Source organism: Legionella norrlandica (assembly GCF_000770585.1).
Lineage (GTDB): Bacteria > Pseudomonadota > Gammaproteobacteria > Legionellales > Legionellaceae > Legionella > Legionella norrlandica.
Genome location: NZ_JNCF01000151.1, coordinates 1 through 278, shown reverse-complemented (window position 1 = coordinate 278; position 278 = coordinate 1). Strand labels below are relative to the sequence as shown.

The following is a 278-nucleotide window of genomic DNA, read 5'->3' as shown; positions in this document are numbered from 1 at the left end:
CCGCATCAACTGCTACCGCTGCTCCCTTCCGGGCCTGACGGGGTTCACAATCTATCGTCGCGAGGGGACCAATAGAGTCACCATATTTGAATAATGAAGATTAGCAAAAAATTAATTAAATCACCAGAGTTGATTTAATTTTCTTTTTAATTCATAAGCACAATATGTAGTGATTAAAATTAAGCTGTATTGTAAGCTATTACTTTAAGCGTAAATATAAAGAATATTTCTACCATTAAAGTCCGAAAATTTTATTGTTTTTAAAAAAATTAAAAAAA

Annotated in this window: 1 other RNA gene; it reads right to left on the bottom strand. The window is 31.7% G+C overall.

The annotated features are described in order from the left end of the window. Positions 1-74: signal recognition particle sRNA small type (ffs, locus tag OK13_RS14355), an RNA gene on the bottom strand; the annotation flags it as partial. Positions 75-278: the final 204 nt, after the last annotated feature.